The following is a 19,034-nucleotide window of genomic DNA, read 5'->3' as shown; positions in this document are numbered from 1 at the left end:
GCAGGAGCGCTGGGCCGGAGCGCGGCGTCGCGAGCGCCGGCCGCGCCCGGGTCAGATAGGCGCGTACGGCGGCGAGCGCCGGCACGCCGAACGGGACGACTCGCTCCTTCGCTCCCTTCCCCAGCACCCGGACCGTGAGCCGCTCGAGGTCGACGTCGTCGACGTCCAGGCCGACCAGCTCGGAAACGCGGATCCCCGAGGCATACAGCAGCTCGACGATGGCGACATCGCGAAGCGCCTGGGCGTCGCCGTCCTGGGCACGCTGCGCGAGGGAGGTGAGGATCCCGTCCATCTGGGCTCGCGAGATGACCCGGGGCAAGGTCTTGTCGGGCTTGGGCGCGCGGAGGCGCGCCGCGGCATCGACCGGCGCCTCGGCCTCCTCGTCGCCACGCAGACCCGCGCCCGGACCGGCATCGCCGTCCCCGCGGCGACCCGCGCCCGCTCCGATGGGGGCGGCGGCACTGTTGCGCGCGGCCCACGAGCTGAAGCCGCGCGCCGCCGCCGAGCGGCGCGCCAGGGTGGCCTTAGACAGCTGGCGCTGGGAGGCCTCCCACAGCCAGTCTCGGTAATGGTCGAGGGTGAGGTCTCCCACCGTCCGGACGCCGCGCGTCTGGACGAACACGGCGAGCGCCTCCAGGTCCGACCGGTACGCGCGGACGGTACGCGGCGAGTACCCGCGCTCCACCTCCAGGTGTCGCGTGTACCGCTCGATCGCGTCCCGCAGTTCCACCCGTACAGCCTGCCCCGCTCCGCCCCGATCGGGCCGCAGCGACGCACCGCCAGGCAGCCGTCACCCTCGAGGTCGCGCGACCCACCCGTCGTGGACCTCGGCCGCGGCGCCCAGGGCCTCAAGGCGTCCGAGGGCGGCCCGCACCTCCCATGCCGACAGTCCGGTGCGGGACGCGATTCCCTCCGTCGACGTGCTCACGGTGCGGCGCATGGCGGCGAGTACCCGGTCATCGGATGAACCATGTGTCAGCGGCGGGTCGCCGGTCTGGACGTTCCCTCCCTCCCGGTCGGCACCGGTCTCCGCGGTGAGCGGTCCTGCGAGTTCCGCCATCTCGTCGACCGTGGTGACGCAGGTTGCGGCGTACTCGCGGATGAGCCGGTGGCAGCCGGCCGAGGCCGGCGACGTCACGGGCCCCGGCACCGCGCCGAGCGGGCGGCCCATCTGCGAGGCGTGACCGGCCGTGTTGAGGGACCCCGAGCGGTAACCCGCCTCGACGACGACCGTCGCGTTGCTGACCGCCGCGATGAGCCGGTTCCGCATGAGGAAGCGCCACCGTGTCGGCGTGGAACCGCAGGGGAGCTCCCCCACCAGGACGCCGGTGTCCGCGATCCGGCGCAGGAGGTCGCTGTGGCCGGCCGGGTACAGGCGGTCGACCCCGCCCGCGAGGAAGGCGACCGTCGGGTGCCCGGCGGCCAGCGCCGCACGGTGGGCGGCTCCGTCGATCCCGTAGGCGCCGCCCGACACGACTGCGAACCCGCGGGCACCCAGACCGGCGGCGCTCTCCATCGCGACGTGCTCGCCGTACCCCGTGGCCGCCCGGGCGCCGACCAGTGCGATCGACCGCTGGAGCACCGCCAGGCGCTTCACGTCGCCGCGGACCCAGAGCGCGAGCGGCTCCCCCGCGTCCAGGGCGGCCAGCCCCTCCGGCCACGACTCCCCCTCCGGCGTGACGAGCGACGCATGCACATGCGCTGCCGACTCGAAAGCCCGGATCGCCGTCGTCTGCGAGAGGCGGCCGCGCCAGCGCGTGAGCGCGTCGGTGAGGCGGCGGACCGCGCGCTTCTTGTCGGCGCTCTCCGCCGTCCCCGGAGGTACCGACCGCTCGGCTGTCTTCGTCCCGTCGGGAGCCACCGCCCAGTCCGAAATCACCGCCCGCTCGGGAAGCACTGCCCGCTCGGGAAGCACCGCCCGCTCGGGAAGCACTGCCCGCTCGGGAAGCACCGCCCGCTCGGGAAGCACAGTCCGTTGGGGATCTGGCACCCTCTCGGGCATGGCAGCCCCCTGTGCGAACACCGACGCGCCATCCGCGTGCGGGACGGCGGCGTTCCAGTCTGCGGCGAGGTCGTCGCCGGCGTCAGTCGCCACCGGCGTCCGGTGCGGCTGTTCGCCCGCGGGCGGTCGAGCCGGCGCGGCCACATCGTGCGGAGCGGCCTCCGCTGACCAGGTGCCCGCTGCGTACGCCAGGACCTGGGCCGCATCCCATCCGTCCACGATCGCCCGGAGCGTGTCGGCGGGGCCGAGCGCGTCGACCAGGTGGTGCGCGTCGGTGTCTCCCGGTTCGACGACGGTGGTCAGAGCGCCACGCGCGAACGCCGCGGCGAGCATCGCTCGGATGTCGCGATCTTCCGGGGGCGATCCCGGCCCGTGCCACGCTGCGAGATGCGGGGCTCCGACAGGAGCGAGCAACTCCTCCAGTCGCGTGTACGAGACGCCGAGGAAGGCGTCACGGGCGGCGGCGGGTGCCGTACCGTGCGTCCACGAGGCGGGGACGGCCGCCGACTCAGACATGCTCGTCCGCTCCCGTTTCCTGCCGCTCGCCGGGGCGCTCCACGGATCGAGCCAACGCCGACCTCGCGATGACCGCTGTCACCGGGCAGCGATCACACGGGCGGATCGGCACCAGGACCGCCGCTGAACGGCGCGCCTCCGACGGCTGCCGCCCGCTCATGCGGCGATCCCTCGGCGAAGGAAGAGTGCTCGGCCCACATGATCGGGGGTCGGCGACACGGCGCCGTCGAGGTCGGCCAGGGTCCAGGCGAGACGCAGGGTGCGGTCGTAGCCGCGCATCGTGAGCGATCCGCGTTCGAGGGCGCGGTCGAGCGGCGAGATCGCGGCCGGGCCGGGGCGGTGCTCCGGGGCGCGCAGCCAGCTGCCGTCGGCGTCGGCGTTGCGCGTCCACCCTGTCCCGGCAAGACGCGCTGCGGCGGCCGACCGGGCCGCCTCGACCCGGGCCCGCAGTGCCGCGCTCGTGCGCTCGCTCCGGCTGGATGGCGATGCCGGGTCACCCGGCTTAGCCGCCATGCCCATCGTCGCCGGGCCCTGTGCCGAAGCCTGCGCGCCATCCGAATGTGCGGAGGTCGCCAGGCCAGCCGAGTGCAGCGAACCCGCCATGCCAGCCGAGTGCAGCGAACCCGCCATGCCAGCGTCGTGCGGCGACCCCGGCAATCCTGAACCCTCCGCCGGCGACTGCACGTCCTCCCACGCCTGCAGCGCGTCCGGCGCCTGCCGCCCCTCCGCCGATGCGTGCAGCGCCGCCAGGCCGAGTCGGCGGACGGTGAGGCGGATGTCGATGCGGTCGAGCAAGGGTCCCGAGAGCTTGGCGAGGTAGCGGCGCCTGGCCATCGGCGAGCATGTGCATTCCTCGTCCGTGGAGCCGTAGCGGCCGCACGGGCACGGGTTCGCCGCGAGTACCAGCTGGAAGCGGGCCGGGAACGTGGCGGCGCCGATCGAGCGGTGGATGCTGATCGTGCCCTGCTCCAGCGGCTGCCGGAGGGCGTCGAGCACCGAGGCCGGGAACTCCGCCGCTTCGTCCAGGAACAGGACGCCGTTCGCCGCCCGCACGATCGCGCCCGGAGTGATCCGGCCGGACCCGCCACCGACCAGGGCGGCGGCCGACGCGGTGTGGTGCGGGGCCTCGAACGGAGGCCGGACCACCAGCGAGCCGCCGACGCCGAGACCCGCGAGTGACCGGATGGAGGTCGCCTCCAGCGCCTCCTCCGGGGTGAGGTCCGGCAGGAGCGACGGCAGGCGCCGCGCGAGCATGGTCTTGCCCGCACCTGGCGGTCCGACCAGGGCGGGGGGGGGCCCGCCGGGGGCGCCCGCGACCAGGGCCTCCACCGCCTCGTCGTTCCCCGCGATGTCGGCGACGTCGGGCTCGGGTGCGGCGACGACCGTGCCGCGCGGCCCGGGAACCGGATCGACGTCGATCGGGTCGAGCTCGGCACCGTGGGCGATGGCCGCCGCACGCAGCCCGGGGACCGCCACGATCTCCATGTCGTCGACCAAACGGGCTTCGTCGGCGTTCGCCGTCGGCACGAGCACCCGGCGGAAGCCGGCTTCACGGGCGGCGAGCACGGCCGGCAGCACCCCTGGCACCGGTCGCAGCCTCCCGTCGAGTCCGAGCTCGCCGAGGTGGACGGCCGCCGCTGCGGAGGTGCTCGGCACCTCGCCCGCCGCGGCCAGCGCGGCGATCGCGATGGCCAGGTCGAAGGCACTCCCTTGCTTTCGCAGCGACGCCGGGGACAGGTTGACCGTCAGCTTGCGCTGGGTCAGCGGACACCCGGCGTTCGCTGCCGCCGCCGTGACGCGCTTGCGCGACTCCCCCAGGGCGGCGTCCGGCAGCCCGATGAGGACGAACGCCGGCAGCCCGGCGGAGATGTCGGCCTCCACCTCGACGATGTCGCCGTCGACGCCGGTGAGCGCCACCGCGAACGTGCGTGCGAGCGCCATCACGCCACCCCCGCCAGGTGCTCGACCCGCGGTGCGGCGCTCCAGGCGTCGATCACCGCGACCGCGTCGATGCGGACAGGACCCGGCAGCGGGCCCTGTTCTCGGCACCACTCGGCGGCGAGCCGACGCAACCGTGCGGCCTTCCCCGCCGTGATCGCCTCGAACGGATGCCCGAACGCCACCGACGTGCGCGTCTTGACCTCGGCGAACACCGTCGTGGCGTCGCGGCGCACGATCAGGTCGATCTCGCCGGAGCGGCACCGCCAGTTGCGGTCCACCACCACGAAACCGCGCGCCTCGAACCACCTCGCCGCGACCAGCTCCCCGCGGCGGCCCAACTCGTCTTTCCATGCCATTGCTTCCTCCCGGGACCAGCCTCGCGGGAGGCGGGATCAGGAGGGACGGCGGGCGTGGATCAGTGGAGAAGTCGGCGCGGAGAGCGGCCTGTGGAGAAGCGTCGACGCACCCGGCGGCCGCGCCTGGTCACTCGTCGAGCGCCAGCTCCTTCGGGAGCTCGAACTCCTTGCTCGAGAGCTCCTCGATGTTGACGTCCTTGAAGGTCAGCACGCGCACCGACTTCACGAACCGGTCGGCGCGGTACACATCCCACACCCACACGTCGTTCATCGTCAGCTCGAAATAGAAGTCGTGCTCGGTGTCGCGGCGCACGAACTCCACCTCGTTCGCGAGGTAGAACCGCCGCTCGGTCTCGATCACGTACTTGAACTGCGAGACGACGTCCCGGTATTCGCGGTACAAAGCCAGCTCGACCTCGCGGTCGTAGTCGTCGAACTCGTCCTCATCCATCGTCCGTCAAGTCTATGCCGCTCTGACGGGAAGGTGAGCCGTTCTTGTCAGGCCGGCAGCTCCAGCTCGCGCAGCGCCGCCTCCGCGGCGGCCTCGGCCTCAGCACCCTCCGCCTCCACGACCTCCTCGAACGGCAGGTCGAGCGTCGGCGGCTTCAGCCAGGTGAGGCGGTGGAGGGCCGTCGGGCCGAGCGCGTCGATGGCGGCGAAGTGCTCCGGCGTCGAGTAGCCCTTGTTGCCCGACCAGCCGTACCCCGGATACTCGGCGTCGTGCGCGATCATCATCCGGTCGCGGTGCACCTTGGCGATCACGGACGCGGCGGCGACCGACGCGCAGTCGCGATCGGCCTTGATCCGGGTGACCACGCGCGCCGGCCGCATCAGCAGCGCATTCAGGTAGTCGTGGTTGCCGTCGAGGATGAGCGTGCTGTCGTGCACGGGTGCGCCCTGCTGCTCCAGCTGGGTGAAGGCGCGCGCACCGGCGAGGCCGAGGCAGTGGATGATGCCGAGCGTGTCGATCTCCTCCGCCGTCGCGATGCCCACGGCGTGATGCAGCGCCCAGCGGCGGCAGGCCGGCTCCAGCGCCTCCCGCACCGGCTCGGGCAACAGCTTCGAGTCACGGAGTCCGGGCGGGATGCGCTTGACCGCGGTGTCGATGACGACCATGCCGACCGCGACCGGGCCGGCGAGCGCGCCGCGGCCGACCTCGTCCACGGCGACGATCGACGTCACGCCCTGCCGGAAGAGGCCCTTCTCGAACCTCAGCGACGGCGTCACCGGTGCCATCATGACGTGCTTCCCTCCACAGCGCCGAGACCTCCGGCGCCCCGGCATCAGGATAGCTCGCGAACCTCCGCACGGCCGCCCGGAAACGCACGAGCTCCCGGCCCTGAACGGACCGGGAGCTCGTGATGCTGTTGCGCCTCGGGCGCGCGAGCGGCTGCGGACGACCGCGGCTCAGTTCTCGCGCTTCTCCTTGATCTTCGCCTTCTTGCCGCGCAGCTCGCGCAGGTAGTACAGCTTGGCGCGACGGACGTCACCGCGGGTGACGACCTCGATCTTGTCGATGACCGGCGAGTGGACCGGGAAGGTGCGCTCGACGCCGACCTGGAAGCTGACCTTGCGGACCGTGAAGGTCTCGCGGACACCCTCGCCGGAGCGTCCGATGACGACGCCCTGGAAGACCTGGATACGAGAGCGGCTGCCCTCGATGATGTTGACGTGCACCTTGACGGTGTCGCCGGCGCGGAAGGCGGGGATGTCCTGCTTGAGGGACGCGGCGTCGACCTGGTCGAGGATGTGCATGGCTGTTCGCTCTCTGTACCCGCCACAGGTCGGGGACGGACTCGGGGCTCCGGTCGCGCTCAGGCGCGGCTCGGGCCGTTCATTCGGTTGGGGTTGTGCGCGAGAGGTGCTGGCTCCCCTGAGGCAGAGCCTGGCCGCGGCACGAACAACAATTCTGCCATGCGCGGCGGGTTATCACCAAAAGCGACGGTCCCCGAGCGCCCCCGTGCTCAGCGCTCGGGGCGCTCCCGGCGCTCCTGCACGACGATCACCTCGGCGTCCTCGACGATCGTCGCCTCCGGCTGGCCGACCTGATGCGGCTGGGCGGCCTGCTCGTACGCGGCGAAGGTCTGCGCCACGCGCGCCTTCGCCTCGGTGACCAGCTCGTAGAGGACCAGCCAGAACAGGCCGAGGAAGAACAGGATGGCGAGCACCGCGAACCAGCCCGTCGCTCCGGGCTGGAAGAACCCGAAGCCGATCAGGGAGAGGTGCCAGCCCGCGAGGAGCCCGGCGTCTGGCCACGAGACCGCCCTCTGCAGCCGGGCGCTGCGGCGGGCGACGACGAGTCCGCCGACCGCGAGCATCGCGATGAACAGCACCGGGCAGAGGATGAGGAGGCCGAGCAGCGACCAGCCGCTCCCCTGATTGAATGCCGCCCAGCCGATCAGAAGCCAGGCGGGCAGCACCACGGCGGACGGGAAGAGCCACCAGTAGAACGCCCTGCGGATGATCACGCGACCAGAGTAGCCGCGGCCGGCTGTGCGGGGGCTGCGGGTTCGCCGAGGGCGCACCTCCCGTCGCCGGAAACGTGATGCCGCCGACGCGCGCATGGAAGACTGAGAGCGTGATCGAGTTGAGGACCCCCGCCGAGATCGAGCAGATGCGACCGGCCGGACGCTTCGTGGCCGACGTGCTCGCCGCGACCGCTGCCGCCGCGAAGGAGGGCGTCAACCTCCTGGAGCTGGACGGCATCGCCCACGACATGATCCGCAGCCGCGGGGCCGAGTCGTGCTACATCGACTACCACCCGTCGTTCGGCGCCAGCCCGTTCGGGAAGGTGATCTGCACCTCCGTCAACGACGCCGTGCTGCACGGGCTGCCGCACGACTACCGGCTGCGCGACGGCGACCTCCTCACCCTCGACTTCGCCGCAGGCGTCGACGGCTGGGTGGCCGACGCGGCCGTCTCGCTGGTCGTCGGGACGCCGCGCGACGAGGACCTGCGCCTGATCGACACGACGCGGCGCGCGCTCGCCGCCGGGATCGCCGCCGCACAGCCGGGGGGCCGCATCGGCGACATCTCGGCGGCCATCGGCGCCGTCGCCCACGCCGAGGGGTACTCGGTGAACCTGCAGTTCGGCGGCCACGGCGTGGGCCGGACCATGCACGGAGACCCGCACGTCGCCAACGACGGCCGCGCCGGGCGCGGCTATCCGCTGCGGCCGGGGCTCGTGATCGCGATCGAGCCGTGGTTCCTGCAGACGACCGACGAGATCTTCACCGATCCGGACGGCTGGACGCTGCGCAGCGCCGACGGCTCCCGCGGCGCGCACTCCGAGCACACCGTCGCGATCACCGAGAACGGCCCGCTGGTCCTGACGGCCCCCTAAGCCGCGAGTACGCGCGAATTCGGCCAGAACCCACCGAGTACGCGGACAATCTGCGTACTCGGCGGTTGCCCACAGGTCAGGGCAGGAGGTCGGGGCGGACGCGGCGCGTGCGCTCCAGCTGCTGCTCGTGGCGCCAGGCGGCGATCGCGCCGTGGTTGCCCGAGAGCAGGATGGGCGGCACCTCGTGGCCGCGCCACACCGCGGGCTTGGTGTAGCTGGGATATTCGAGGAGGCCGTCCTCGTGCGACTCCTGCACGAGGCTCTCCGGGTTGCCGACGACGCCCGGGATGAGCCGGCCGATCGCCTCGATCATCGCCATGGTCGCGACTTCTCCCCCGTTGAGCACGTAGTCGCCGATGCTCATCAGCCGCACCCGGGCGCGGGAGGCGGTGTCGTCGACCACACGCTGGTCGATGCCCTCGTACCGGCCGCAGCCGAACACCAGGTGCTGCTCCGCCGCCAGCTCACGCGCCGTCGCCTGCGTGAAGACCTCGCCGGCGGGCGACGGGAAGATCACCACGGGGTCGCCGCCGGTGCCGAGGATGCCGTCGAGGGCCTCCCCCCAGGGCTCCGGCTTCATCACCATGCCGGCGCCCCCGCCGTAGGGCGTGTCGTCGACGGTGCGGTGCCGGTCGTGGGTGTGGTCGCGGAGGTCGTGCACGCCCAGCTCGATCAGCCCGGACTCGCGGGCCTTGCCGAGCAGGGAGATGTCCAGCACATCGAAGAAGGTCGGGAAGATCGTGACGATGTCGATGCGCATGCCATGAAGTCTATTCAGGCGGGCACGGCCTCCAGCTCGCGGTCCCGCGGCACCAGCGGTGTCGCGACGGCCGGGCAGAGCGCGACCAGCGCGAACGCGGCCGGGTAGCCGAGCCAGCCGATCAGCGCGCCGACCGCGGGCCCGACGACCGACGCGGCGAGGAACTGGCCGGTGTTCTGCGTGCCGAGCGCCCGCCCCGACCAGAACGGCCCCGCGATCTCGGCGACGGACGTGTACGCCAGGCCGTTGTCGGCCACGGTCACGACGGCCGCGACGATCAGGATGATCGCGGCGGCGACGACGCCCAGCGCCGAGGCGACGGCGAGCAGCAGCATCACCGCGACCGCGGCGAGCGAGACCCAGCGCAGCGGCCGCAGGTGGCTGCCGACGCGGTCGCTCAGCACGCCGACGCCGATCCGTCCGATCGCGCCGGCGAACTGGCTGACGCCGATGATGACGCCCGCGGCCAGCGAGGGCACGTGGAGGCCGGACACCAGCCACACGAGCCCGAACGTCGACACCGTGAACTGCGGGACCACCAGCAGCATCGACACCGCGTGGATGCGCCACAGCAGCGTGGTCTCCCGGTACGGCCGCCACACCGCCTGCGGATGCGCCTCCTCCCCCGCGGCGGCACGAGGAGGACGCGGCGGGTCGACGATCCCGACCGCGCACAGCACGGCGGACACCGCGCACAGCACCGTCGGCACGAGCAGCGCCAGCGCCACGCCTCCCGCCGCGGCGAGCGTCGGGACGGTGACGGCCGCGATCGCGACGCCGAGCGGCTGGCACATCTGCCGGATGCCCATGGCCAGACCGCGGCGCTCCTTCGGGAACCAGCCGATCACCACGCGCCCGCTCGCCGCGTTCGGGCTGGCGGACGCCATCCCGCCGACGAGGAACAGCGCCGCCAGCCCCACGTACGACGACACCAGCATCGCCCCGAGCCCCGCCAGGGCGGTCAGGGCGAGACCCGACGCGATCACCCAGCGCTCGCCGATCCGGTCGCTCAACGCGCCCCACGCGATCAGCGTGAGCACCAGGCCGAGGGTCGGCGCCGAGGCCAGCAGCCCGGCCTGCGCGAGGCTGAGGCCCCGCTCGGTGTGGAGCAGCGGGATGAGGAACGCGGGCGTCGAGACGAAGACCGTGGAGCTGGCCTGCGCCGCGACGCCGAACGCCAGCATCAGCCAGGGGCGAGGGGTGCGCGATCGGGCGGTCATGCGGTATACATTAGCGGTATACCGCCACGGTATACCAAGGGAGCGTTCATGACCGAGCAGCCGACCGTCTACGACCGGCTCCGCGCCGAGATCCTCGCGCTGGAGCGCCTGCCGGGGTCGCGCGTGACCGAACGCGGGCTGGAGGCCGAGCTCGGCGCCTCCCGCACCCCGCTGCGTGCCGCGCTGCAGCGCCTGGAGGCGGAGGGACTCGTCGCGCACGAGGGCCGCGGCTGGCAGGTCTCCCCCATCGACCTCGGCGAGATCGGGCGGCTCTCCGAGCTCCGGGACGCGCTGGAGTCCTCGGCCGTCCGATACGGCTGCGCCCGCGCGAGCGACGACGAGATCACGGCGGTGGCACGATCACTCGGCGGCGAGGCGGACGCGCGCGATCACGACGCCGCGGTGCGCGCCGGCGAGGACTTCCACGTCCGGCTGGCCGCGCTCTCGGGCAACCACTTCTTCGCGGACGCGGTCCAGTCGGCCATGACCAGGCTCTCCAGGACCCGCTGGCTGGAGGTGCGCACCGAGCAGACCCGGCGCGCGGCGTGGGAGGAGCACCGCGCCATCGTGGAGCTCGTCGCCGCGCGGGACGCCGACGCCGCGGCCGAGCGCATCCACCGGCACATCGTCGCGACGCACGACCGCCTGCTGGCCGCGCTGGACGCGGACACGCGCGGGTTGCGCGCCCGGGGCCTCGCCATCGTGCGCTGACCCGAGCGCGCCAGGAACGACGAAGAGGGCGACCCGTGCGGGTCGCCCTCTTCGCGTGTTCAGTCCTGCGGCTCCTCGCCGTCGGGCTCGTCGCCCCCCGGCTCGTCGCCGTCGGGCTCGTCGCCGTCGGGCTCATCGTCGTCAGGCAGCTCCTCGAAGAGGCCGGCCGGCGGCGTGAGCGTCAGCGTCCCGGCGGCGATGTCGACCTCGGGCACGATCGCCTTGACGAACGGCACGAGGACCTCGCCGCTCCCCGTCGTGATCGCCAGGAGGTCCTGGGCGGGCAGGTGGTCGACGCGCGCGACCGTCCCGACGGGCTGCCCGTCGCGGAGCGCCGACAGGCCGACCAGCTGATGGTCGTACCAGGCGTCGTCCTCGTCGGGCAGCTGCGCGGCGTCCTGGCTCACCCAGAGGATGGCCTTGACCAGCGTCTCGGCCTCGTTCCGGTCCTCCACGCCGGCGAAGAAGCCGACCGGGTGACCGTTGTACCAGCGGAGCTCGCGCAGCTCCAGCGTCTTGCCGTGCCACTTGGAGGCCGTGGGCACCTGGAGGGTGAACACGGCTCCCGGCACGAACCGCTTCTCGGGCTCGTCGGTGTAGAGCTCCAGCTTCAGGGCGCCCTTGAGGCCGTGCGCCTTCGTCAGCCGGCCGACGCGCAGCTCGGTCTGACCGGGCCGCGGGGCGACGTCCCTGCGGGGCAGTTTGTGCTCCGACACCTCAGTCGTCGACGACGTCGACACGGACGCGCCGGCCGTCGGCCAGTGCGGTCACCACGGTGCGGAGGGCCTTGGCGGTCCGGCCGGAGCGGCCGATCACCCGGCCGAGGTCCTCGGGATTCACACGAATCTCGAGGACCTCGCCACGCGGGGAGCCCTTGGCCACGACGTGCACGTCGTCCGGGTGGTCGACGATGCCCTTGACCAGGTGCGTGAGCGCGGGTGCGAGCAAGGTGTTACGCCTTCTCGCCGTCGGCCTCGGCGGCCTCTTCGGTGATCTCTTCGGCCTCGGCGACGACCTCGGCCTCAGCGGCCTCCTCGGACTCGACCTCGGCCTCGACGACGGCCTCGGCCTCGGCGGTGACGTCGGCCGGGGCGGCCTTCGGCTTCACGACGGACGACTTCTTCTCGTCGGCGACGAACTCGGCCTTGGCGTCGGCGGTGCGGACGGTGCTCACGGCGTTCTTGTCGCCCTTGAACTTGCCCCAGTCGCCGGTGAGCTTCAGCAGCGCGAGGACCTGCTCGGTCGGCTGCGCGCCGACGCCGAGCCAGTACTGGGCGCGCTCGGAGTCGACCTCGATGCGCGACGGCTCCTCGGTCGGGTGGTAGAGGCCGATCTCCTCGATGACGCGGCCGTCACGCTTGGTGCGCGAGTCGGCGACGACGATGCGGTAGTACGGAGCGCGGATCTTCCCCAGGCGCTTCAGGCGGATCTTGACAGACACAATTCTCCTGTTTCGATGAGTGATGTTATGTCGAACTGACTGCCGTGGGCGTGGGGGCACACTCGGCAGGAGGTCTCTGGTCATCCCGCCGCACCGGATAGAGGGTCGGGTACGGGGAACTCAACTAGCTATTCTGTCAGAAACCGCCCCGGTCGGGCCAATCGAGCCCATCCGGCCGACGAGAACGGACGTCCCACCCCTCATGCAGATCGAATTCTCGCCGTCGGAGCGCTCGACCGTGGGCGTCGAGTGGGAGCTCGCCCTGGTCGACGGCACGACCGGCGACCTGGTGCAGATCGCCGACGACGTCCTCCGCGAGCTGGGCACGCCGGACGGCCGTGAGCACCCGCAGATCACGCACGAGCTGCTCCTCAACACCGTCGAGCTCGTCAGCAGGGTGCACCACACGGTCCCGGCCGCCATCGCCGACCTCCAGGGCCTCATCGACCTCGTCCGCGGCGTCACCGACCCGCTCGGGGTCGAGCTGATGTGCGCGGGGACCCATCCCTTCGCCCAGTGGTTCGACCAGCGGATCACGCCGAACGAGCGCTACGACCGGCTGCTCGACCGCACGCAGTGGTGGGGCAGGCAGATGATGATCTGGGGCATCCACGTGCACGTCGGCATCGACGCCCGCGACAAGGCGCTCCCCATCGTGAACGGCCTGCTCGCCTACTACCCGCACCTGCAGGCGCTGAGCGCGTCGAGCCCGTTCTGGGGCGGCGCGAACACGGGGTACGCCTCCAACCGGGCGCTGATGTTCCAGCAGCTGCCGACCGCCGGCCTGCCGTGGCAGTTCGGGACGTGGGCGAACTACGAGGAGTACGTGCAGGACCTCGTCACCACCGGCGTCGTCACCGACCACAGCGAGGTCCGCTGGGACATCCGGCCCTCGCCGAAGTGGGGAACCGTCGAGATGCGCGCGTGCGACGGCCTGTCGACCACCGACGAGGTCGGCGCGGTCGCCGCGCTCATCCACTGCCTGACCGACCGGATGTCCGGCCGGCTCGACGAGGGCGAGGAGCCGATGACGCTCCAGCCCTGGTTCGTGCGCGAGAACAAGTGGCGCGCCGCCCGCTACGGCCTGGACGCCGAGATCATCGTGGCGCCGGACGGCGCCGAGCGGCTGGTGTCCGACTGCCTCCTGGAGCTCGTCGACGATCTCGCGCCAGAGGCCGAGCGGCTCGGGTGCGTGGAGGAGCTGCAGACCATCCCGCGCATCCTGGAGGCCGGTGCCAGCTACCAGCGGCAGCTGCGGGTCGCCGAGGCCAACGGCGGCAGCCTGCAGGCCGTCGTCAGCTCGCTCACGCACGAGCTCCGCTCGGGACTGGGCCGCTGAGGCGCCGTACGCTGTCGGCATGACAGCACGCCGGGCCCTGGCCGCCGTCGCGCTCGCAGCGGCGGGCGCCCTCGCGCTCGCGGGCTGCACCTCCCCCACGGCGGGTGCCGCGAGCGTCGGCGATCCGGAGGGCGCCGTCCCGGCGGCGGGACCGGCGGACGGACTGCGGGTGGCCGTCATCGGCGACTCGATCGCGGCCGGGCTCGGGGTGCGGGCGCGCGACGCGTGGCCGGCGCTGCTGGGCGACGAGTACGGGTGGAGGCTGTCCAACGTCAGCTCCTCGGGCGCCGGCTTCGTCGCGACCGACGGCGACGGCGACGACTTCGGGGCGCAGGTGACCGCGGCGATCCGGGCGGACGCGCAGCTGGTCCTCATCGGCGCCTCCGACAACGATCTGGGCGCCGACGACGACGAGGTGCGGCGGGCCTCCGCCGACGCCGTGATGCGGCTCCGGGCCGGACTCCCCCTGGCGCAGCTCGTCGGGTATGGGGCGCTCACCGGCGAGGCCACCGCCGAGCAGCTCGCGCCCGTCGACCGGGCTCTGCGCGACGCCGTCACGGCCGCGGGAGGGACGTGGCTCGACCTCGGTCAGCCGTACCGCTCGCAGGAGGGCCTGGTGCAGGACGACGGGGAGCACCCCACCGCCGCCGGCCAGCGGGCCATTGCGGACGCGGTGCGTTCGGCGCTCGCGGCGGCGCAGGTGACGGTCACGGGGACGACCGCTTCCGTCTCCTCGGCCCCGGGCCCCTGAACCCGGCCTGACGACGCGCCGCGCGACGCACAGGCTTTTGGCAGGTAGCGCGTTCTACCCTCGCACCGTGCCCTCGTCAACCCCCAGCGGTGCGCGCCCGAATCGCCGCCGCAGCGCGTCGCTCGCGCTCGCCCTGGGGGCGCTCGTCGCCCTCGCCGCCGCCGGCTGCACAGCAGCGCCTGCACGGCCCGTCGCCGCCGACGGCGCCGCCGCCGCTGCCGCCCCCGCCGACAGCGACCGCCCGCAGGTCGTCGCGATCGGCGACTCCATCGCATTCGGCAAGGGCGTCGCACCCGACGAGGCCTGGCCCGCCGTCATCGCCGAGCAGCACGGCTGGGGGCTCACCGACCTCGCGGTCTCCGGCTCCGGCTTCGTGAAGCCGGGCTGGAACGGCACGACCTACGCCGACCAGGTCGACCAGGCGCTCGACCTGCACCCCGACTACATCCTCATCGCGGCCACCCGCAACGACCGCGCCTCCGACCCGGCGCTCGTGACGGAATCGGCCGACCGGCTGCTCGGCGAACTGCGCGATGCCTTCCCGAAGGCGCACATCATCGGGATCACGACGGTCTGGGGCGCCGACGCCCCGCCGCCCGAGGTCGCGCGCGTGAACGGCATCGTCGGCGCGGCGGTCCGCGATGTCGACGGCGACTTCCTGGACATCGGCTACCCGCTCGCCGGGCACCCGGAGCTCGTGCAGCAGGACGGCATCCACCCGAACGCGGCCGGCGAGCGCGCGGTCGCCGCGGCGATCGAGGAGCAGCTGGCGCCGCTCTCGAAGACGCTCTAGCGACGCACGCCGCGGGCGAGAACCTTCCCGCCCGCGGGCAGGCCCGCTACCGACCGAGGAACTTCTGCAGGGCCGCCATCTCGTCCTCGCTCGGACCGCCGGCCGGAGCCGTTGCCCCGCCGCCGCCCAGCCCGAAGCCGCTGCCCGACGGCGTGGAGCCGCCGCCGACCTTGCCGCCCGACGCCAGGGCGGCGTTCTCGGCGGCGCGCTTGGCCGGGTTGCCCGAGCGGGAGCCCTTCTTCTTCTGCGCCTGCTTCTTGCCGCGCCCGCCCGCGAAGCCCGCGCCGGGGATCGGGCCCATGCCGGGGACGTTCGGGACGCCGCCCTTGGCCACGGTCTTCATCATCTTGGCGGCCTGCTCGAAGCGCGTCACGAGCTGGTTGACCTCGGTGACCGTCGTGCCGGAGCCCTTCGCGATGCGGAGGCGGCGCGAGCCGTTCAGCAGCTTGGGGTTGGTGCGCTCGGCCGTCGTCATCGACTGGATGATCGCCTCGGTGCGCACGATCTCCTTCTCGTCGAAGTTGTCCAGCTGCTGCTTCATCTGGCCGGCGCCCGGCAGCATGCCCATCATCTTCTTGATGGAGCCCATGTTGCGCAGCTGCTGCATCTGCTTGAGGAAGTCGTCGAGCGTGAAGCTGTCGGTCGCGAACTTCTCGGCGACCTTGCGCGCCTCCTCCTCGTCGAACGCCTGCTGGGCCTGCTCGATGAGGGTCAGGATGTCGCCGAGGTCGAGGATGCGCGACGCCATGCGGTCGGGGTGGAACGGCTCGAAGTCGTCGAGGCCCTCACCCGTGGAGGCGAAGATGATCGGGCGGCCGGTGACGGAGGCCACGGACAGCGCAGCACCGCCGCGCGCGTCGCCGTCGAGCTTGGAGAGGACGACACCGGTGAAGTCGACGCCGTCCTGGAAGGCCTTGGCGGTGGCGACCGCGTCCTGGCCGATCATCGCGTCGATGACGAACAGCACCTCGTCGGGGTCGGTCGCCTTGCGGATGTCGGCGGCCTGCTTCATCAGCTCGGCGTCGACGCCGAGCCGGCCGGCGGTGTCGATGATGACCGTGTCGAACTGCTTATCGGAGGCGTACTTGAGGCCGTCCTTCGCGACGCGCACCGGGTTGCCGACGCCGTTGCCGGGCTCGGGGGCGAACACCGCGACGCCGGCCTGCTCGCCGACGATCTGCAGCTGCTGGACGGCGTTGGGGCGCTGGAGGTCGGCCGCGACCAGCAGCGGCGTGTGGCCGTCCTTCGCGAGCCACTTGCCGAGCTTGCCGGCGAGTGTGGTCTTGCCGGCGCCCTGGAGGCCGGCGAGCATGATCACCGTCGGCGGGCGCTTCGCGAACTCGAGCCGGCGCTGCTGCCCGCCGAGGATGCCGATGAGCTCCTCGTTGACGATCTGCACCACCTGCTGGGCGGGGTTGAGGGCCTTGTTGACCTCGTCGCTCAGCGCGCGCTCGCGCACCTTGCCGGTGAAGTCCTTGACCACCTCGAGCGCGACGTCGGCGTCGAGCAGCGCGCGGCGGATCTCGCGCACGGTGCCGTCGACGTCGGCAGGAGAGAGCTTGCCCTTGGTGCGCAGGTTCTTGAAGGTGTCCGCCAAGCGGTCGGACAGCGTCCCGAAAGTAGCCATGATCCTGTCAGTCTACCGGGGCGGGCTGGGCGTCAGTTCTGCGTCTCCACGGCGACCACGTCGCCGCGCACGTCGAAGGACACGGTGAGCAGCGAGTCGGTCTCGTCCGGCGCGATCGAGTAGTCGAACGTGGCGAACACCTCGTCCTCGTCGCTGTGGTCCGGCTGCAGCACCACCCGCATCAGCTGGAGCGACCGCAGCACGTCGATCGCGATGTCGCCCGAGTTGTACACCAGGAGGTCGAGGAGGCTCTCGCCCAGCTTGTCCACGTGCTCGTCGATGTAGCTGGTCGTCGCCGACTGGCGCGAGCTCAGCTCGGCGACGAGGGCGTCGCGCGCACGGGCGTCGAAGCCGTCGAGCGCCTGGAGGAGCGCGGCGGCGGCATCGAGGGCGAAGGCGGAGACCGCCTTCTCGTCGTCCGCGATCAGCTCGATGTCGACGTTCTGGTCGGCGAGCTCGACGCTGTCGTCCCAGGCCAGCCCGCCGCTGGCGGTCTCGTCGATGACGCCGAAGAAGTCGTGCTCGATGGCCATGTCGAGACCCTATCCGACCAGCTGCTGCGCGAACACGTGCGGGGTGAAGCCGGTGAGGTCGTTGATCCCCTCGCCCTGGCCGATCAGCTTGATCGGGAGCCCGGTGCGCTCCTGCACGGCGAGCACGAAGCCGCCCTTGGCCGAGCCGTCGAGCTTGGTGAGCACGAGGCCGGTGACGCCCGCGTGCTCGAGGAACGCCTCCGCCTGCGCCAGCCCGTTCTGCCCGGTGGTGGCGTCGAGGACGAGCAGGACCTCCGAGATCGGCGCCTGCTTCTCGACGACGCGCTTGATCTTCGACAGCTCGTCCATCAGGCCGCCCTTGGTCTGGAGGCGGCCCGCGGTGTCGATGATGACGATCTCGGTGCCGTCGTGCTTGGCCTTCTCGACCGTCTGGAACGCGACGGAGGCCGGGTCCTGGCCCTGCTGCTGCGGCCGCACGATGTCGGCGCCCGCGCGCTCGGCCCACGTGGCGAGCTGCTCGACCGCGGCGGCGCGGAAGGTGTCGGCCGCGCCGACGACGACCGACCGGTCGTAGGTGCGCAGGAACTTCGCGAACTTGCCGATCGTCGTGGTCTTGCCAACGCCGTTCACGCCGACGACGAGCACGATGGCCGGACGCTCGCTCAGCTTCAGCGTGGTGTCGAGCTTCGACAGCCGCTCCTCCAGCGTCTCGCGGAGCATCCGCTGCAGGTCGGCCGGGTCGGTGGTGTGATAGCGCTCGACCTTGGCGCGCAGGTCGTCGACGACGGCCTCGGTGACGTCCGGTCCGAAGTCGGCGGTGATGAGCGCCGTCTCGAGGTCGTCCCAGGTGTTCTCGTCGATGGTGCGCTTGGCGAACAGGCCCCGGAGGGCGTTCGACAGCGACCAGGGGGTGCGTTCGGCCATGACGTTCAGACTAGTTGGTAGCGTGTGGGCATGTTCTCCCTGGTGGCGGTGTCGGCCCAGCTCGCGGAGCAGCTCGTCGCGATCGAGACCGGGGGCGACGACGCCGTGCACCAGGCGCGCACCCGCGTCCGCCGCCTCCGCAGCATCCTCTCGGTGTACCGCAAGGCGTTCGACCGGGAGGAGGCGGCCCGGCTGCGCGAGCGGCTGAAGCAGCTGGGCGACCGGTTGGGAGCGGTCCGCGACCTGGAGGTGCGCGCGCTGGCGGTGGAGGAGCTCGTGCCGTCCGCCGGCGACCCCGTCGAGACCGGGCGCGCCCGTGCGCTCGCCACCGCGCTCTGGGCGGAGCACCAGGACGCTCTGAACGGCCTCCTGCACCACCTGCAGGGGCGCAGCCAGCGGCGGCTGCTCGCCGACGTGCAGGCGTTCGCCGCGGAGCCGCCGTTCTCGGACGCCGGCCGCGATGATCCAGAACGGATCGAACGCAAGGGACTGAAGAAGGCTCGCAAGAAGGCCCTCCGCGAGCGCAGCGGCGACGACCTCGCCGCGCTGCACGAGACCCGCAAGGCGGCGCGGCGCCTCCGCTACGCGGCGGAGGCCGTCGCCGACGACCTCGGCCGCGACGCCGTGCACCTGGCGGCCGCCGCGGAGTCGGTGCACGACGCGCTCGGCGACCACCGCGACCTCGTGCTGCTCGCCGGCTACCTGCGCGAGCACGGCCTCCCCGGGCTGGCCAGGCGCTGCGACCGCGACGCCGAGGCGGCGCTCGACCGCGGGCGTCAGGCGCTGGAGGCGCTGGCCCAGGTCTGACCGGAGGCG

General features: G+C 72.5%; 22 protein-coding genes. 6 read left to right on the top strand and 16 right to left on the bottom strand.

Going from position 1 to position 19,034, the window contains the following annotated elements; all coding sequences use genetic code 11:
• From ACR9ZG_RS04920 to ACR9ZG_RS04885, 8 genes are all read right to left on the bottom strand, one after another.
• Window positions 1–730, bottom strand: a 730-nt coding sequence (locus ACR9ZG_RS04920) for a site-specific integrase (RefSeq protein WP_481283703.1), incomplete at its 3' end; no start/stop codon positions are given.
• 60 nt (window positions 731–790) lie between these two features.
• Complete coding sequence (gene dprA / locus ACR9ZG_RS04915) at window positions 791–2,518, bottom strand: DNA-processing protein DprA (protein ID WP_481283702.1); 1,728 nt, start codon at window positions 2,516–2,518, stop codon at window positions 791–793.
• Window positions 2,519–2,674: 156 nt separating this feature from the next.
• Window positions 2,675–4,459, bottom strand: coding sequence for a YifB family Mg chelatase-like AAA ATPase (locus ACR9ZG_RS04910; protein WP_481283701.1), 1,785 nt, complete (start codon window positions 4,457–4,459; stop codon window positions 2,675–2,677).
• A complete protein-coding gene (locus tag ACR9ZG_RS04905) occupies window positions 4,459–4,815 on the bottom strand; it encodes a YraN family protein (RefSeq protein WP_481283700.1) in 357 nt (118 codons plus the stop codon). Before ACR9ZG_RS04905 ends, ACR9ZG_RS04910 begins: the two co-directional genes overlap by 1 nt.
• Before the next feature lie 127 nt (window positions 4,816–4,942).
• Window positions 4,943–5,266 carry a DUF2469 family protein gene (locus ACR9ZG_RS04900; RefSeq protein ID WP_018190696.1) on the bottom strand — a complete coding sequence of 108 codons (324 nt, stop codon included), beginning with the start codon at window positions 5,264–5,266 and terminating at the stop codon, window positions 4,943–4,945.
• A gap of 47 nt (window positions 5,267–5,313) precedes the next feature.
• Window positions 5,314–6,051 (bottom strand): ribonuclease HII, encoded by a 738-nt coding sequence (locus ACR9ZG_RS04895; protein WP_481283705.1) that lies wholly within the window; start codon window positions 6,049–6,051, stop codon window positions 5,314–5,316.
• 171 nt (window positions 6,052–6,222) lie between these two features.
• Window positions 6,223–6,570, bottom strand: coding sequence for a 50S ribosomal protein L19 (gene rplS / locus ACR9ZG_RS04890; RefSeq protein WP_175337439.1), 348 nt, complete (start codon window positions 6,568–6,570; stop codon window positions 6,223–6,225).
• Between the two features lie 209 nt (window positions 6,571–6,779).
• Window positions 6,780–7,283, bottom strand: a complete 504-nt coding sequence (locus tag ACR9ZG_RS04885) for a hypothetical protein (RefSeq protein WP_481283699.1) — start codon at window positions 7,281–7,283, stop codon at window positions 6,780–6,782.
• A 110-nt stretch (window positions 7,284–7,393) separates the two neighbouring features.
• On the opposite strand from ACR9ZG_RS04885, the gene map reads away from it, so the two are divergent.
• Window positions 7,394–8,158 carry a type I methionyl aminopeptidase gene (gene map, locus ACR9ZG_RS04880; RefSeq protein ID WP_481283698.1) on the top strand — a complete coding sequence of 255 codons (765 nt, stop codon included), beginning with the start codon at window positions 7,394–7,396 and terminating at the stop codon, window positions 8,156–8,158.
• A gap of 76 nt (window positions 8,159–8,234) precedes the next feature.
• On the opposite strand, the gene trmD is transcribed toward map, so the two are convergent.
• Together trmD and ACR9ZG_RS04870 are read right to left on the bottom strand one after the other, a co-directional pair.
• Window positions 8,235–8,918, bottom strand: a complete 684-nt coding sequence (trmD, locus tag ACR9ZG_RS04875) for a tRNA (guanosine(37)-N1)-methyltransferase TrmD (protein WP_481283697.1) — start codon at window positions 8,916–8,918, stop codon at window positions 8,235–8,237.
• Between the two features lie 14 nt (window positions 8,919–8,932).
• Window positions 8,933–10,138 carry an MFS transporter gene (locus ACR9ZG_RS04870; protein WP_481283696.1) on the bottom strand — a complete coding sequence of 402 codons (1,206 nt, stop codon included), beginning with the start codon at window positions 10,136–10,138 and terminating at the stop codon, window positions 8,933–8,935.
• 48 nt (window positions 10,139–10,186) lie between these two features.
• On the opposite strand from ACR9ZG_RS04870, the gene ACR9ZG_RS04865 reads away from it, so the two are divergent.
• Window positions 10,187–10,849, top strand: a complete 663-nt coding sequence (locus tag ACR9ZG_RS04865) for a GntR family transcriptional regulator (RefSeq protein ID WP_481283695.1) — start codon at window positions 10,187–10,189, stop codon at window positions 10,847–10,849.
• Between the two features lie 59 nt (window positions 10,850–10,908).
• Here the strand turns inward: ACR9ZG_RS04865 and rimM are convergent, their stop codons facing one another.
• From rimM to rpsP, 3 genes are read right to left on the bottom strand one after another with little or no spacing between them, the layout of a single operon-like run.
• On the bottom strand, window positions 10,909–11,565 hold the full coding sequence (gene rimM, locus ACR9ZG_RS04860) for a ribosome maturation factor RimM (protein WP_481283694.1): 657 nt from the start codon (window positions 11,563–11,565) through the stop codon (window positions 10,909–10,911).
• A gap of 1 nt (window position 11,566) precedes the next feature.
• Entirely contained in the window at window positions 11,567–11,797 is a 231-nt protein-coding gene (locus ACR9ZG_RS04855; RefSeq protein WP_301208960.1) for an RNA-binding protein, read from the bottom strand.
• A 4-nt stretch (window positions 11,798–11,801) separates the two neighbouring features.
• Window positions 11,802–12,290: a 30S ribosomal protein S16 gene (gene rpsP / locus ACR9ZG_RS04850; protein ID WP_481283693.1), complete on the bottom strand. Its 489-nt coding sequence runs from the start codon at window positions 12,288–12,290 to the stop codon at window positions 11,802–11,804.
• A 202-nt stretch (window positions 12,291–12,492) separates the two neighbouring features.
• Here rpsP and ACR9ZG_RS04845 point away from each other — a divergent pair, with 202 nt between their 5' ends.
• From ACR9ZG_RS04845 to ACR9ZG_RS04835, 3 genes are all read left to right on the top strand, one after another.
• Window positions 12,493–13,629: a glutamate--cysteine ligase gene (locus ACR9ZG_RS04845; RefSeq protein ID WP_481283692.1), complete on the top strand. Its 1,137-nt coding sequence runs from the start codon at window positions 12,493–12,495 to the stop codon at window positions 13,627–13,629.
• Between the two features lie 19 nt (window positions 13,630–13,648).
• Window positions 13,649–14,380 carry an SGNH/GDSL hydrolase family protein gene (locus tag ACR9ZG_RS04840; protein ID WP_481283691.1) on the top strand — a complete coding sequence of 244 codons (732 nt, stop codon included), beginning with the start codon at window positions 13,649–13,651 and terminating at the stop codon, window positions 14,378–14,380.
• Between the two features lie 67 nt (window positions 14,381–14,447).
• On the top strand, window positions 14,448–15,173 hold the full coding sequence (locus ACR9ZG_RS04835; RefSeq protein ID WP_481283690.1) for an SGNH/GDSL hydrolase family protein: 726 nt from the start codon (window positions 14,448–14,450) through the stop codon (window positions 15,171–15,173).
• Window positions 15,174–15,219: 46 nt separating this feature from the next.
• Here ACR9ZG_RS04835 and ffh read toward each other — a convergent pair whose 3' ends face one another.
• The 3 genes from ffh to ftsY are packed head-to-tail and all read right to left on the bottom strand — an operon-like array spanning window position 15,220 to window position 18,218.
• On the bottom strand, window positions 15,220–16,800 hold the full coding sequence (gene ffh / locus ACR9ZG_RS04830) for a signal recognition particle protein (RefSeq protein ID WP_481283689.1): 1,581 nt from the start codon (window positions 16,798–16,800) through the stop codon (window positions 15,220–15,222).
• Between the two features lie 32 nt (window positions 16,801–16,832).
• Entirely contained in the window at window positions 16,833–17,333 is a 501-nt protein-coding gene (locus ACR9ZG_RS04825; RefSeq protein WP_481283688.1) for a DUF2004 domain-containing protein, read from the bottom strand.
• Between the two features lie 9 nt (window positions 17,334–17,342).
• Window positions 17,343–18,218 (bottom strand): signal recognition particle-docking protein FtsY, encoded by an 876-nt coding sequence (ftsY, locus tag ACR9ZG_RS04820; RefSeq protein WP_481283687.1) that lies wholly within the window; start codon window positions 18,216–18,218, stop codon window positions 17,343–17,345.
• Between the two features lie 30 nt (window positions 18,219–18,248).
• On the opposite strand from ftsY, the gene ACR9ZG_RS04815 reads away from it, so the two are divergent.
• Window positions 18,249–19,025, top strand: a complete 777-nt coding sequence (locus ACR9ZG_RS04815; RefSeq protein WP_481283686.1) for a CHAD domain-containing protein — start codon at window positions 18,249–18,251, stop codon at window positions 19,023–19,025.
• The last annotated feature ends 9 nt before the right edge of the window (window positions 19,026–19,034 follow it).

Source organism: Leifsonia sp. KNZ12-8B, assembly GCF_056755495.1.
Note: the sequence above shows the minus strand (reverse complement) of the source record. Positions and strands in the feature narration are given on the sequence as shown.

What these genes read in the sequence shown, in the direction of transcription:
- ACR9ZG_RS04910 (WP_481283701.1), bottom strand. Translation starts at nt 4,459, where the DNA reads ATGGCGCTCGCACGCACGTTCGCGGTGGCGCTCACCGGCGTCGACGGC.
- ACR9ZG_RS04905 (WP_481283700.1), bottom strand. Translation starts at nt 4,815, where the DNA reads ATGGCATGGAAAGACGAGTTGGGCCGCCGCGGGGAGCTGGTCGCGGCG.
- rplS (WP_175337439.1), bottom strand. Translation starts at nt 6,570, where the DNA reads ATGCACATCCTCGACCAGGTCGACGCCGCGTCCCTCAAGCAGGACATC.
- ffh (WP_481283689.1), bottom strand. Translation starts at nt 16,800, where the DNA reads ATGGCTACTTTCGGGACGCTGTCCGACCGCTTGGCGGACACCTTCAAG.
- ACR9ZG_RS04895 (WP_481283705.1), bottom strand. Translation starts at nt 6,051, where the DNA reads ATGGCACCGGTGACGCCGTCGCTGAGGTTCGAGAAGGGCCTCTTCCGG.
- trmD (WP_481283697.1), bottom strand. Translation starts at nt 8,918, where the DNA reads ATGCGCATCGACATCGTCACGATCTTCCCGACCTTCTTCGATGTGCTG.
- ACR9ZG_RS04865 (WP_481283695.1), top strand. Translation starts at nt 10,187, where the DNA reads ATGACCGAGCAGCCGACCGTCTACGACCGGCTCCGCGCCGAGATCCTC.
- ACR9ZG_RS04845 (WP_481283692.1), top strand. Translation starts at nt 12,493, where the DNA reads ATGCAGATCGAATTCTCGCCGTCGGAGCGCTCGACCGTGGGCGTCGAG.
- ACR9ZG_RS04815 (WP_481283686.1), top strand. Translation starts at nt 18,249, where the DNA reads ATGTTCTCCCTGGTGGCGGTGTCGGCCCAGCTCGCGGAGCAGCTCGTC.
- ftsY (WP_481283687.1), bottom strand. Translation starts at nt 18,218, where the DNA reads ATGGCCGAACGCACCCCCTGGTCGCTGTCGAACGCCCTCCGGGGCCTG.
- ACR9ZG_RS04870 (WP_481283696.1), bottom strand. Translation starts at nt 10,138, where the DNA reads ATGACCGCCCGATCGCGCACCCCTCGCCCCTGGCTGATGCTGGCGTTC.
- ACR9ZG_RS04825 (WP_481283688.1), bottom strand. Translation starts at nt 17,333, where the DNA reads ATGGCCATCGAGCACGACTTCTTCGGCGTCATCGACGAGACCGCCAGC.
- ACR9ZG_RS04840 (WP_481283691.1), top strand. Translation starts at nt 13,649, where the DNA reads ATGACAGCACGCCGGGCCCTGGCCGCCGTCGCGCTCGCAGCGGCGGGC.
- dprA (WP_481283702.1), bottom strand. Translation starts at nt 2,518, where the DNA reads ATGTCTGAGTCGGCGGCCGTCCCCGCCTCGTGGACGCACGGTACGGCA.
- ACR9ZG_RS04900 (WP_018190696.1), bottom strand. Translation starts at nt 5,266, where the DNA reads ATGGATGAGGACGAGTTCGACGACTACGACCGCGAGGTCGAGCTGGCT.